Below are 13,335 nucleotides of genomic sequence, written 5' to 3' on the forward strand. Positions count from 1 at the left end.
CGCACGGCCCGGCGCGGCAGGTGCGAGCCGCTCGTGCCGCCCGGCCGTAGCGGGCGCACCCCACCGTCCCCTCACCCCCCCCGCAACCCTTGCCCGAGGACCCGTCATGAGCCACGCCCCTCAGCCGCTCGGTGCTCCCGTCGTCCGCCGCGAGGCCCGGGAGAAGGTCACCGGGAGTGCGCGCTACGCCGTCGAACACGCTCTGCCCGACTGCCTGTACGCCTGGCCCGTCCCGGCCACCGTGCCCAGCGGGCGGGTGACCGCCGTCCGGACCGCCGACGCGCTCGCCCTCCCCGGCGTCCACACCGTGCTCACCCACGAGAACGCGCCCCGCCTCCAGGAGCCCGACGACGCGACCCTCGCGCTGCTCCAGGACGACCGGGTCCCGCACCGCGGCTGGTACGTCGCGCTGGTGGTGGCCGACAGCCTCGAAGCGGCCCGGGCGGGAGCCGACGCCGTCGTCACCGAGTACGCCCGCGAACCGCACGACGTCCTGATCTCCGAGGACCACCCCGGGCTCTACACGCCCGAGAAGGCCAACGGAGGCTACCCGGCGGTCCGCGAACGCGGCGACTTCACCCGGGCCTTCGAGGACGCCGGGGTCCGCATCGACACGACGTACCGGATCAGCCCTCTGCACAACCACCCCATGGAGCCGCACGCCACCACCGCCCGGTGGACGGACGGCAGGCTGACCGTCCACGACTCCAGTCAGGGCTCCACCACGGTCCGCGACACCCTCGCCGCCGTCTTCGGGATCGACACCGATCGGGTGACCGCGATCTCCGAACACGTCGGCGGCGGCTTCGGCTCGAAGGGCACCCCGCGCCCCCAGGTGGTGCTCGCCGCGATGGCCGCGCTGCACACCGGCCGGCCCGTGAAGCTCGCGCTGCCGAGGCGGCAGATGCCCGCCGTCGTCGGCCACCGCGCGCCCACCGTGCACCGCGTCCGCATCGGCGCGGGCGACGACGGCGTGATCACCGCCCTCTCGCACGAGGTCACCACCCACACCTCCACCGTCAAGGAGTTCGTGGAGCAGGCCGCCGTACCGGCCCGGACCATGTACACCTCCCCGAACAGCCGGACCACGCACCGTGTGGCCGCCCTCGACGTACCCAGCCCCTCGTGGATGCGCGCCCCCGGCGAGGCGTCCGGGATGTACGCGCTGGAGTCAGCGATGGACGAACTGGCCTGCGCGCTCGGCATCGACCCCGTCGAGTTGCGGGTACGCAACGAACCGGCCACGGAGCCCGACTCCGGCAAGCCGTTCAGCAGCCGCAACCTGGTGGCCTGCCTGCGCGAGGGCGCCCGGCGCTTCGGCTGGGACGACCGCGACCGCCGCCCCGCCACCCGGCAGGAAGGGCGCTGGCTCCTCGGGACGGGCGTCGCCTCGGCGACCTACCCCGTCCTCGTCGGGCCTTCCTCGGCCTGTGCGTACGCCGCCGCCGACGGGAGCTACCGCATCGAGGTGAACGCCACCGACATCGGCACCGGTGCCCGTACCGTCCTCGCCCAGATCGCGGCATCGGCGCTCTCCACCGCGGCCGACCGGGTCCGGGTCGTCCTCGGCGACAGCGACCTGCCCGACGCGCCGCTGGCCGGCGGCTCCTCCGGCACAGCCTCCTGGGGGTGGGCGGTGCACAAGGCCGCCGCACGACTCGCCGCCGAGATCGCCGCGCACTCCGGGCCGCTGCCCGCCGAGGGCCTGACGGTGCGCGCCGACACCCGCGAGGAGACCGGCGCGGAGTCCCCGTACGCCCGGCACGCCTTCGGCGCCCACTTCGCCGAGACCGCCGTCGACTCGCTCACCGGTGAGGTCCGGGTGCGGCGGCTGCTCGGCGTCTACGCCGCCGGACGCATCCTCAACGCCCGCACCGCCCGCTCCCAGTTCATCGGCGGCATGGTCATGGGCATCGGCATGGCGCTCACCGAGGGCAGCACCCTCGACCCCGTGTACGGCGACTTCACCGCGAGCGACCTCGCCTCCTACCACGTACCGGCCTGCGCCGACGTGCCGGCCGTCGAGGCGCACTGGATCGACGAGGACGACCCCCACCTCAACCCGATGGGCAGCAAGGGGATCGGCGAGATCGGCATCGTCGGCACCGCCGCCGCGATCGGCAATGCCGTGCGGCACGCCACCGGGGCGCGGCTGACGGAACTCCCGCTCACGCCGGACAAGGTCCTGCCGTACCTGCCGTGAGGGGGTGCGGCTCGTGCCCGTACCCCGCCCGGAGCGCGTCCACCGGCGGCGACGGTCCAACTGTTGCGCACCCGGCCCACCCGCGTCACCCTGAGGAGTGACACAGAAGTGATGGCCGCTCACGCTTCGTGCTCGGGGGCCGTCGGATTCCGACGGACGCGCACGTGGGCCTCGCGGTGAGGAGTCCCGACGATGACCGTTCCACTCGACCGGCACTACCTGGTCGAACTGCAGGTGTCGGCAGAACGCGTTTCCCAGCTGCGGCGCATCGTCGCGGCGCACCTGCGCCACTGGAGTCTCGATCTGCACGTCCGCCCGGTGTGCCGGGCACTGGAGGAGCTCCTGACCAACGTCCACCGCCACGTCGGCGGGGACAACGAGTGCGTCATCGAGCTCCGTTGGACCGGCCGCCACCTGACGGTGGCCGTGGCCGACAACGGAGCGGGGATGCCCAGGCTGCTCGCCGCCGGCGGCGGACTGAGCCGGGTCATGGCGCTCAGCGACAGCTGGGGCACCTGCCGGACCGACGACGGCAAAGTCGTCTGGTTCACCCGCTACGCCGAGGTGCCGCACGCGACCGGCCTGCTGCCCCGTACGCCCCCCGACGGCGCACCGGAGTCCCACCCGCTGCCTCCCGCGGTCCTCGCCTGACCGTGCCCCGGCCACCCCTGCCCGGCCGATCCGGATCGTGTGCCTCCGGCGCGCATGATCCGCGTCGGCCGGGTAGGCGCTGCGTCGGGGCCCGCGTTGCGCGGGGCGCGAAGGCGCGGGACGGTCGGAGAAACCATGCAAGGAGGCCACTGCCATGCCCATCGCGACGGTGAACCCCGCGAACGGCGAAACGCTGAGGACGTACGACGCGATCGACGCCGGGGAGATCGAGCAGCGGCTCGCCAACGCGTACGAGACCTTCCGCACCTACCGCACCACGGGTTTTGCCGAACGGGCAGCCCTGCTGCACCGGGCCGCCGACCTCCTGGACGCGGACCGCGACATGATCGCCCGGACCATGACCCTCGAAATGGGCAAGCCGCTGGCGGCGGCACGGGCCGAGGCCGCGAAGTGCGCCAAGGCCATGCGCTGGTACGCGGCCCACGCCGAGGAACTGCTGGCCGACGAACACCCCTCGGACGAGGACGTGAAGGACTCCGGTGCCACCCGCGCGCGGGTCCACTACCGGCCGCTCGGTGTCGTCCTCGCCGTGATGCCGTGGAACTTCCCGCTCTGGCAGGTGGTCCGCTTCGCGGCACCCGCGCTGATGGCGGGCAACGTCGGCCTGCTGAAGCACGCGTCGAACGTGCCGCAGACCGCCCTCTACCTGGGTGACCTGTTCCGTCGGGCAGGATTCCCCGCCGGAGCCTTCCAGACGCTCCTGGTCGGCTCCGGTGCCATCGAGGCCGTCCTCCGGGACGACCGCGTCGCCGCGGCCACCCTCACCGGCAGCGAGCCGGCCGGCCGTTCCGTCGCCGCCGTCGCCGGGGACACCGTGAAGAAGACCGTGCTCGAACTCGGCGGCAGCGACCCGTTCCTGGTCCTGTCCTCCGCCGACGTCGAACGGGCCGCGAGGACCGCCGTCACCGCCCGGGTGCAGAACAACGGCCAGTCCTGCATCGCCGCCAAACGGTTCATCGTCCACACCGACGTGTACGACGCCTTCGCGACACGCTTCACCGCCGCGATGAGGGCGCTCACGGTCGGCGACCCGCTCCAGGAGTCCACCGACGTCGGCCCGCTCGCCAGCGAACAGGGCCGCACCGACCTGGAGGAACTCGTCGACGACGCCACGGCGAAGGGAGCGCGGGCCCTCTGCGGCGGGGGACGGCCGAAGGACCTCGGTGCGGAGCTGGAGAAGGGCTGGTTCTACGCCCCGACGGTCCTGGCCGGCATCACCCCCGCGATGCGGATCCACCGCGAGGAGACCTTCGGCCCGGTGGCCACCCTCTACCGGGTCTCCGGACTCGACGAAGCCCTGGAGGTCGCGAACGACACCCCGTTCGGCCTCAGTTCCAACGTGTGGACCCGCGACCCGCAGGAGATGGAGCGGTGCGTCCGCGACCTGGAGGCCGGCGGTGTCTTCTTCAACGGCATGACCGCCTCGCACCCCGCCCTCCCCTTCGGAGGGGTGAAGCACTCCGGCTACGGCAGGGAACTCGCCGGCCACGGCATCCGGGAGTTCTGCAACGCCACCACCGTCTGGTACGGCCCCGCGGGGGACGACGCGGCCTGACCCGGCCACCACCCCCACCGCCCACGCCCGGCCGTCGGAGCCGGCCGGCGCCCCTTCGCCCTCCCGTCCACCCTCCAGGAGGAGACCCCTCGTGACCACCACCGCCGGGCAGCCGGCCCCCCTTTCCGCCCCACTCACGGACGACGAGCTCGCCGCTCTCGACGCCCACTGGCGGGCGGCCAACTACCTCGCGGTGGGCCAGATCTACCTCATGGCCAACCCGCTGCTGGAGCAGCCACTCGCCCGCGAACACATCAAGCCGCGGCTGCTGGGCCACTGGGGCACCTCGCCCGGACTCAACCTCGTGCACACCCACCTCAACCGGGTGATCAAGGCACGGAACCAACAGGCGCTCTGCATCTGGGGACCCGGCCACGGCGGTCCCGCCGTCCTCGCCAACTCCTGGCTCGAGGGCACCTACTCGCAGGCCTACCCCGACATCAGCCGGGACGCCACGGGCATGGCGGCGCTGTTCCGGCAGTTCTCGTTCCCGGGCGGAGTGCCGAGCCACGTGGCACCCGAGACACCGGGTTCCATCCACGAGGGCGGCGAACTGGGGTACTCCCTCGCGCACGCCTACGGCGCCGCCTACGACCACCCCGACCTGCTCGTCGCCTGCGTGGTGGGCGACGGGGAGGCGGAGACCGGACCGCTCGCGGCCTCCTGGCACTCGAACAAGTTCCTCGACCCGGTGCACGACGGTGCCGTCCTGCCGATCCTCCACCTCAACGGGTACAAGATCGCCAATCCGACCGTGCTGGCCCGTCTCCCCGAGGCCGAACTCGACCAGCTGCTGCGGGGATACGGCCACGACCCGATCCACGTCAGCGGCGACGAGCCCGCGGACGTGCACCGGGCGCTCGCAGGCGCGATGGACCTGGCACTCGACCGCATCGGCGAACACCAGCGCGCCGCCCGCGGCGGCCGGTCCACCGGACGCCCCCGCTGGCCCATGATCGTGCTGCGTACGCCCAAGGGGTGGACCGGCCCCGGGGAGGTCGACGGACTGCCCGTCGAAGGGACCTGGCGCGCCCATCAGGTCCCGCTCTCCGGGGTCCGCGACAACCCCGACCACCTGCGGCAGCTGGAGGCGTGGCTGCGCTCCTACCGGCCCGACGAACTCTTCGACGACGCCGGCCGCCCCACCGCTCCGGTGCTCTCCGCGATCCCCGAGGGCGACCTCAGGCTGGGCGCGACCCCGTACGCCAACGGCGGGCTGCTGCTGCGCGAGCTCCCGGTGCCCCCGCTCGACGACCATGCCGTCACCGTCGACAAGCCCGGCGCCGACTCCCACGAACCCACCAAGGTCCTCGGCCGGCTCCTCGAAGGCGTCATGGCCGCGACCGCCGCGCGCCGGGACTTCCGGATCGTCGGCGCGGACGAGACCGCGTCCAACCGGCTCGACGCCCTCTACGGTGCGACCGGCAAAGCCTGGCAGGAGAAGACCCTCCCGACCGACGAACACCTCTCCCGCGACGGCCGGGTCATGGAGATCCTCTCCGAACATCTCTGCCAGGGCTGGCTGGAGGGGTACCTGCTCACCGGGCGCCACGGACTGTTCTCCAGCTACGAGGCGTTCGCCCACATCGTCGACTCCATGGTCAACCAGCACATCAAGTGGCTGCGCGCCTCGCGTCGGATCGCCTGGCGCCGCCCCATCGCCTCGCTCAACTACCTGCTCACCTCGCACGTCTGGCGCCAGGACCACAACGGCTTCTCGCACCAGGACCCCGGTTTCGTCGACCACGTCCTCAACAAGAGCCCCGAGGTGGTCCGCGTCTACCTGCCGCCGGACACCAACACCCTCCTCTCCACCGCCGACCACGTGCTGCGCAGCCGGGACTACGTCAACGTGATCGTGTGCGGGAAGCAGCCGACGTTCGACTGGCTGACCATGGACCAGGCCCGCGCCCACTGCGCCCGCGGGGCGGGCGTCTGGGAGTGGGCCGGCACCGAGGACGGGACCCGCGAACCGGACGTGGTGCTCGCCTGTGCCGGGGACGTCCCCACCCTGGAGACGATGGCCGCCGCCGACCTGCTCCGGCGCCATCTGCCCGACCTCGCCGTACGCGTGGTGAACGTCGTCGACATGACCCGGCTGCTGCCGCACGGGGAGCACCCGCACGGCATGCCCGACAACGAGTACGACGCGCTCTTCACCCGGGACAAGCCGGTCATCTTCGCCTACCACGGCTACCCGTGGCTGGTCCACCGCCTCGCCTACCGCCGGGCCGGCCACGCCAACCTCCATGTGCGCGGCTACAAGGAGGAGGGCACGACCACCACCCCCTTCGACATGGTGGTCCGCAACGACCTCGACCGGTACCGGCTCGTCATGGACGTGGTGGACCGGGTACCCGGCCTCGGGGTCCGCGCCGTCGCCGTACGCCAGGCCATGGCGGACGCGCGGTCCCGGCACCACGACTACATCCGCGAGTTCGGCGAGGACATGCCCGAGGTGGCCGACTGGTCCTGGACCGGCTGACCCCTCCCGCGCCCGGGACCGCCTCCGCACAAGGGACCGCCCGCGCCGGGGCGGTCCCGGACCGGTCTCCGGTGCCGCGCCCGGCCTGCGCGACCCGAGCACCGTGGGCGGGACCGCGAGTTCCTTCGCCCCGCCGGTCGCACTCACCGGGCCCTGCTGCCCGGTCGCGCTCCTGGGGGCGTGAGCCGGACGAGGCGCCCGGACGGCACCCCCGCCAACGCGGCGCCGCGCTCAGTAACGCAGCGCCGCCGCGATCCCGCCGTGCTCGGTCAGGGTGCCGTCCGGGAGGAACACGACCTCGGCGCCGCTGTCCAGGGCGGCTTCGACGAGTTCGTCCACCACGTCCTCGCGCACCGACGCGTCGCCCGGGGCCGCCTCCTCGGCGTCCACCGGGACGAGATGCCCCTCGCTCGTGCGCGCGGTCCGCTGGAAGTGCTCCTCCACCACGACCAGCCCGGCGCGGCCCTCCCCGACGCTGGTCCACACCTCGTCGAGGCCGCCCGCGAAGGTCTTGGCCCCGCGCGCGGCGTCGAGCCGGGCCCGCACCTCGGCGGCTCGGCGCTCGGCGTGCTCCGCCATCGCCGTCCCGAGTTCGGCCAGCAGGGCGGCCGGCGCGATGTCGGCGGGCGCGCCCTTGGCGACCCGGCCGACGGCCGCGTGGGCACGTGAGCCCGCCTCGTCCAGGAGCGAGAGCGCGGGCGGCAGGCCGACCAGGTACAGGGGGCGCGGGTCCGCGTCCAGCACGGCCCCCAGCCGCTCGTCGGCCGTACGGAGGAACTGGCGGGTCTCCTCGTCGCTGTAGGTGCTCGGGGTGTCCCCGATCCGCTCCATCCGCTGCGGGTTCGGCGCCTCGGTCGGGGCGGTCAGCGGAAAGCCGCCCCTCTCCTCCAGGTGCACCGAGTCCGCGGTGCCGCCCCACAGGGCCGCGTGGTCGGCGGCGACGGTCAGCGCCCAGTACGGCTGGGACTGCGCCTTGGCCGCGACCAGGTTGCGGGTCAGATAGGTGTCGCTGAGCACCACCCGTTCGGGAGCCGTACGCGGCAACTGCCAGATCTGGTACTCCCGCGTGCTCACGAGCAGCACCAGCGAGTCCAGGGCCCGCCGGGCGTCCACCTCGGTGACCGCCCGGTCCAGCTGCGCGCGGAGCGCCGCGGCGGTCTCCCGCGACACCCGCGGATCGGCGTCCAGCCGGCTCGACGCCTCAGCGACCAGGTTGCGCAGCCGTACGGAGTCCTGGGCGTTCTCCGGGGCGCGGCGGTGGGTGGGCATCGTCAGGGACAGGACCGGATAGGCGCGGGTCGCCCGCAGTTCCTTGAGCACTCCGGTGGTCAGGGCGTCCGTGTCCATCGTTCCCTCCCAGGGGTTCGACTCCGGTGGAGGCCCGGCGCGGTGTCCGCAGGGGCCCGGGACCGTTCCCCGCTCCCGGGGACGGATGGTTCAACGAGTCAATTCATACCGTTTGATCCTAATATGGGCCAATTAGCTGCTGTGGCCGATGCTGATCGGTGCCGTGCTCGTGTCCGGGAGGTAGCGGTATGTCCACCCTCACCGTGTGGAAGTTCCGGACGGCCGACGCCGCCGAGGACGTGGAGGCGTCGCTGAAGTCCCTTCAGAAGCAGGGGCTCATCAGGATCATCGACGCGGCGGTGGTCAGCTGGCCCGCCGACCGCACCGCACCACGCACCCGGCAGCTCCGCAATCTGGTAGGCGCCGGGGCTCTCGGCGGCACCTTCTGGGGCATGCTCTTCGGGCTGCTCTTCATGATGCCGCTGCTCGGTGCGGCCATCGGCGCCGCCGCCGGGGCGCTCGGCGGCAAGCTCGCCGACGTGGGGATCGACGACGCCTTCATCGACGAGGTCAAGAGAGAGGTCACACCCGGAACGTCCGCGCTCTTCCTGCTCACCATGAGCGAGATCACCGACCGCATCGGCGCGGCGCTCCCCGCGGGCGGAGCCGAACTGCTGCACAGCAACCTGGACGCCGCGAGCGAGGAGAGACTCCGCGCCGTCTTCGCCGAAGACGTCGAAGACATGGAAGGCACCGGGGATGCCGGCGGCGCGGAACGCGACCGTGACTCCGGGGGCGGGGCGGCGCCCGGAGCGGTCGGGGGAAGGTGAGTCCGGCGGACGCGCGCCCGGCTCGCCCACACCCTCTCCATGAGGGAGCAGCCGGTGCCGTGACCGCCGCCCTCGGTGAGCTGCGGTCGCGGTTCTCCGGAGTCCGGCAGGGTGAAGTGGCGTCGTACATCCCCGAGTTGCGCCGAGCCGATCCGGACGCCTTCGGGCTCGCCCTGGTGAGCATGGACGGTCATCCCTACAGCGTCGGCGAGGCGCGTACGCCCTTCACCGTGCAGTCCGTCTCCAAGCCGTTCGTCTACGCCCTCGCGCTGGCCGAACTCGGCCTCGACGAAGTGTCGGCCTGGGTGAACGCGGAACCCAGCGGCGAGGCGTTCAACGCCATCAGCCTGGAGCGCGGCACCGGCCGGCCCGCCAACGCCATGGTCAACGCGGGCGCCCTGGTCGCCTCCTCCCTCGTCCCGGACACCCCGGAACACCCGCGGTTCGACCGCATCCTGGCCTTCCTGAGCAGGTTCGCGGGCCGGCCCCTCGACGTCGACGAGGCGGTGTACCGCTCCGAGTCGGTGACCGGCGACCGCAACCGGGCGCTGGCCTACCTGATCCGCAGCGCCGGCCGGCTTCCCGTCGATCCGGTCACCGCCACCCAGACGTACTTCCGCCAGTGCGCGGTGCGCGTGAACGCCGTGGACCTCGCGGTCATGGCGGCCACCCTGGCCCACGGCGGCGAGAATCCGGTGACCGGCGACCGGGTCGTCTCCGAGGAGGTCGCGGCGCAGGTACTGGCCGTCATGGCGACCTGCGGGATGTACGACGCGTCGGGGGAGTGGCTGCTCCGCGTCGGGTTGCCGGCCAAGAGCGGGGTTTCGGGTGGTCTGATCGCCGCCGGGCCCGCCCGGTTCGGGCTCGCCTCCTACAGCCCGCCGCTCGACGCCGCCGGAACGTCCGTACGCGGGCGGGCCGCCTTCGCCGCCCTCTCGCAGCGCCTCGGACTCCACCTCATGCTCAATCCCGCGCTGCCCGGTTCCACCGTCACGCTCGTCACCACGGGGGAGGACCCGCTGCCCGGCGGCGGACCGGTCGCGGGGGAAACGGGGAAGGTGGCGGTGGTCGCCGCCCAGGGAGCGCTCGACTTCACCGCGGCCGAGCGGGTGCTCCACGGACTCGACGAGGCGGCCTCCGGCGGCGCCCCGTCCGTGGTGCTGGACCTGGCGCGGGTGGACGGGATCGAGCCGGTGGCCTACGCGATGCTGCGGCAGGGGCTCGCCCGGCTGGAGCGGGCGGGCCACCATGTGGCCCTCGCCGACCCCGCCGGACGGCTGGCCGCCCCGCCCGGCGGCGGCCGTCCGCGGGACGGCGGACCGCCTCGTTTCGCGACCCGGGCCGAGGCGGCCGCGCGGTGCGCCCGGGAAGGTGGCCGGTGACGGGAGCGGACCCCCGGGGGGTGCCGTCACCGGCCGGGTCGCGCACCGTCCCCGGCGCTTCCCGACAGGTGACGGCCCGGTGCGGGCCGGACTACCAGATCGACTCGACCCACTCCGGGTGGTCGATGAACGGGTTCCGGTTGTGCTGGTAGGCGCTGTATATGACCTCGTTGCGGTTCTTCTCGAAGGAGCTCGGCGGGTCCTCCTGGCTCCACTGCTTGAGTACCGAGAGCTTGCCGATGTACGGCGCCGAGCCGTTGCTCACCTTCTCGTTGGGCTCCAGGTCGGCCCAGGTGTCGTCGCCCTCGTACCGCACCGCCATGTAGAGGATCATCCGCGCCACGTCGCCCTTGTCCGCGTCCCGGGGCTCGAAGGAGTCGGCGTCGGTGTAGTTGCCGGGGGCACCGGACACTTGGCTGCCGCCGTTGTCGAAGTCCTTGTTGCCGCGGATGGAGTTGACCTGGACGTCGGCCGGGCGCAGGTGGTGGAGGTCGGTGCCGGGGCCCGTCGCCGTACCGAAGTCCCCGTGCGACTTGGCCCACACGTGCTCGCGGTTCCACTGGCCGACGTTTCCGCCGTTGTCGTCCTCGGACTGGGACTCGCCGGTGTACAGGAGGATGACGTTGCCGGGGTGGGCGGGGTCCTCGTCGGTGTCCTTCAGCGCCTCCCAGACCTGGCTGTAGGAGACCTTGGTCTGGCTCTTGATGATGGTGTGCAGAGCCGCCTTGAGGGCGGTGCCGGACTTGCCGAGGGCGTTGGCGTAGTAGGTGTCGACGAGTGAGGAGGTCACCGCGGTCGCGGACGAGGTGCCGGCGACGGCGACCGCCGCGGGCGCCGGACCGTCGTCGGCCGGAGCGGCCGCGGCGGTGCCCGTGAGGACGAGGACGGAGGCGAGGGCCGCCAGGAGTGGACGCGCGTAGATTTTCGGGCGACGGGACATGTGGGGTGTCCTTCCGGGGCGCGTGGAGGACCGTGGCCCGCCCTCCGGGAGCGCGGGGGAGGAGGGGGCGCCGCGGTCGGCTGGGGTCGATCTGCTCCGGAGCCTTCCACACGCGCCGTACCCGATGGATGAACAATCCGTGTTCATCATGTGCAGGTCAAGTAGGCGTTGGTCCCAGCAGTTTCCGCCGTCCCAGGGGTCACGGATGCGCGCGCTCCGCCGCGGCGTGAGAATTGCGGGAAGGACGAGGAGGCAGCATGAGCGAAGACCCCGAATCCCAGTCCGCCACGCCTGACACGGAGGTGGTGGCGCGGGAAGCGATCACGCCGGACCGGTTGCTCCACACCGGGGGGAGCGACCGGCCCACCCCCGAGGACCTCGTCCTCGCCTCCGGGCGGGACCTGACCCCGCAGAGCATGGAGTGGGCCCGGCGCACGCTCGCCGAGGAAGGCCGTTCGGCCATCGACAAGCGACTCCCCTGAGACCGCCGGGCTGCCGGGCGGGGCGCGCACGGCGCGGCGGGTGCTCCCGCCCGGGTTAGCCTGAACGCACAATGAACTGTTTGACGACGTCACAGGGCCCCGTCGATCTGGCCCGTTTCCCCGAACACCCGCGCGACCCGTTCCGTGCCTGGGACGCGGCCGACGAGTACCTCCTCAACCGACTGGAGGGACCGGCGGAACCCGGGGCCGCCGGACCGGCCGGGCCGGTCGACCTCTCCGGCACTGTCGTGGTGGTGGGCGACCGCTGGGGCGCCCTCTCCACGGTCCTGGCCGGGCACGGTCCCGTCCAGATCGCCGATTCCTTCCTGGCGCAGAGTGCCACCCGGGCGAACCTCGCCCGCAACGGCGTCGACCCCGGGGCGGTGCGCCTGCTGTCGTCCCGCGACACCCCGCCGGAACGCATCGACGTCCTGCTCGTACGCGTGCCCAAGAGCCTCGCGTTCCTCGAGGACCAGCTGCACCGCCTCGCGCCCTCCCTCCACGAGGGCACCGTGGTCATCGGCGCCGGCATGGTCAAGGAGATCCACACCTCCACGCTCAAGCTCTTCGAGCGCATCGTCGGCCCGACCCGCACCTCGCTCGCGGTCCGCAAGGCCCGGCTGATCTTCTCCACCCCCGACCCGTCCCTGCCCCGGACCCCCAGCCCCTGGCCGCTGCGGTACGCACTCCCCGACGACATCGGAGCAGCCTCCGGCCGCACCGTCGCCAACCACGCCGGAATCTTCTGCGCCGAACGGCTCGACATCGGCACCCGCTTCTTCCTGAAGCACCTGCCCCCGCGCTCCGGCCCCGATCGGGTCGTCGACCTCGGCTGCGGCAACGGAGTCGTCGGCCTCGCGGCCGCGCTCGCCAACCCGGACGCGTCCGTCCTCTTCACCGACGAGTCCTACCAGGCCGTCGCCTCCGCCGAGGAGACGTTCCGGGCCCTTACGGACGCCGGGCGCGAAGCCTCGTTCGCCGTCGGTGACGCCCTGTCGGACACCGAACCCGGCAGCGTGGACCTGGTCCTCAGCAATCCGCCGTTCCACTCCCACACGGCCACCACCGACGCCACCGCCCGCACCATGTTCGTCAGCGCGCGCACGGCGCTGCGCCAGGGCGGCGAACTGTGGGTGGTCGGCAACCGGCACCTCGGCCACCACACGCAGCTGCGCCGGATCTTCGGCAACTGCACCACCGTCGCCGGTGACCCCAAGTTCGTCGTGCTGCGCGCCGTGAAGCGCTGACCCCTCCCCGGGGCCCGGCGCACGACGCCCGGCCCCGGACCCCGCCCCACCCATCCCGCGCCCAGCCGTGGTGGGGCGTCCCCGGGGCCGGGGCAGGGGTGCTCTCGGCCGCAGCACGCCCCGGTGCCGCCCGGCCCGCGCGGCGTACCATCGGGCGCAGCACTCCGACCCGCCGCACACCCCGGAACACGCCCCCGCCCCGAGCTGGAGGCCCACCCGTGAACGACCCCGACCCCGGTCTCTTCGGCACCG

10 protein-coding genes are annotated in these 13,335 nt (G+C 73.0%); 8 read left to right on the top strand and 2 right to left on the bottom strand.

The window, feature by feature from the left end; translation table 11 throughout:
• Nucleotides 1-106 precede the first annotated feature (106 nt).
• The 4 genes from PZB77_RS29865 to PZB77_RS29880 all read left to right on the top strand — a co-directional run bounded on the left by PZB77_RS29865 (nucleotide 107) and on the right by PZB77_RS29880 (nucleotide 6,915).
• The gene (locus PZB77_RS29865; protein ID WP_275495739.1) at nucleotides 107-2,203 is read left to right on the top strand and encodes a xanthine dehydrogenase family protein molybdopterin-binding subunit; all 2,097 of its coding nucleotides are present in this window, start codon (nucleotides 107-109) and stop codon (nucleotides 2,201-2,203) included.
• A gap of 192 nt (nucleotides 2,204-2,395) precedes the next feature.
• On the top strand, nucleotides 2,396-2,854 hold the full coding sequence (locus tag PZB77_RS29870; RefSeq protein WP_275495740.1) for an ATP-binding protein: 459 nt from the start codon (nucleotides 2,396-2,398) through the stop codon (nucleotides 2,852-2,854).
• A 154-nt stretch (nucleotides 2,855-3,008) separates the two neighbouring features.
• Complete coding sequence (locus tag PZB77_RS29875) at nucleotides 3,009-4,430, top strand: NADP-dependent succinic semialdehyde dehydrogenase (protein ID WP_275495741.1); 1,422 nt, start codon at nucleotides 3,009-3,011, stop codon at nucleotides 4,428-4,430.
• A gap of 91 nt (nucleotides 4,431-4,521) precedes the next feature.
• Nucleotides 4,522-6,915: a phosphoketolase family protein gene (locus PZB77_RS29880; protein ID WP_275495742.1), complete on the top strand. Its 2,394-nt coding sequence runs from the start codon at nucleotides 4,522-4,524 to the stop codon at nucleotides 6,913-6,915.
• Between the two features lie 231 nt (nucleotides 6,916-7,146).
• Here the strand turns inward: PZB77_RS29880 and PZB77_RS29885 are convergent, their stop codons facing one another.
• On the bottom strand, nucleotides 7,147-8,262 hold the full coding sequence (locus tag PZB77_RS29885; RefSeq protein WP_275495743.1) for a chemotaxis protein: 1,116 nt from the start codon (nucleotides 8,260-8,262) through the stop codon (nucleotides 7,147-7,149).
• A 188-nt stretch (nucleotides 8,263-8,450) separates the two neighbouring features.
• Between PZB77_RS29885 and PZB77_RS29890 the strand changes: the two genes are divergently transcribed.
• The gene (locus PZB77_RS29890) at nucleotides 8,451-9,032 is read left to right on the top strand and encodes a DUF1269 domain-containing protein (RefSeq protein WP_275495744.1); all 582 of its coding nucleotides are present in this window, start codon (nucleotides 8,451-8,453) and stop codon (nucleotides 9,030-9,032) included.
• 59 nt (nucleotides 9,033-9,091) lie between these two features.
• Nucleotides 9,092-10,414, top strand: coding sequence for a glutaminase A (gene glsA / locus PZB77_RS29895; protein ID WP_275495745.1), 1,323 nt, complete (start codon nucleotides 9,092-9,094; stop codon nucleotides 10,412-10,414).
• A 91-nt stretch (nucleotides 10,415-10,505) separates the two neighbouring features.
• On the opposite strand, the gene PZB77_RS29900 is transcribed toward glsA, so the two are convergent.
• Nucleotides 10,506-11,354 (bottom strand): endonuclease, encoded by an 849-nt coding sequence (locus PZB77_RS29900; RefSeq protein ID WP_275495746.1) that lies wholly within the window; start codon nucleotides 11,352-11,354, stop codon nucleotides 10,506-10,508.
• A gap of 257 nt (nucleotides 11,355-11,611) precedes the next feature.
• Here PZB77_RS29900 and PZB77_RS29905 point away from each other — a divergent pair, with 257 nt between their 5' ends.
• Both PZB77_RS29905 and PZB77_RS29910 read left to right on the top strand, forming a co-directional pair.
• Nucleotides 11,612-11,836 (top strand): hypothetical protein, encoded by a 225-nt coding sequence (locus PZB77_RS29905; protein ID WP_275495747.1) that lies wholly within the window; start codon nucleotides 11,612-11,614, stop codon nucleotides 11,834-11,836.
• 71 nt (nucleotides 11,837-11,907) lie between these two features.
• On the top strand, nucleotides 11,908-13,083 hold the full coding sequence (locus tag PZB77_RS29910; protein ID WP_275495748.1) for a methyltransferase: 1,176 nt from the start codon (nucleotides 11,908-11,910) through the stop codon (nucleotides 13,081-13,083).
• Nucleotides 13,084-13,335 lie beyond the last annotated feature (252 nt).

The organism is Streptomyces sp. AM 2-1-1 (assembly GCF_029167645.1).
GTDB lineage: Bacteria > Actinomycetota > Actinomycetes > Streptomycetales > Streptomycetaceae > Streptomyces.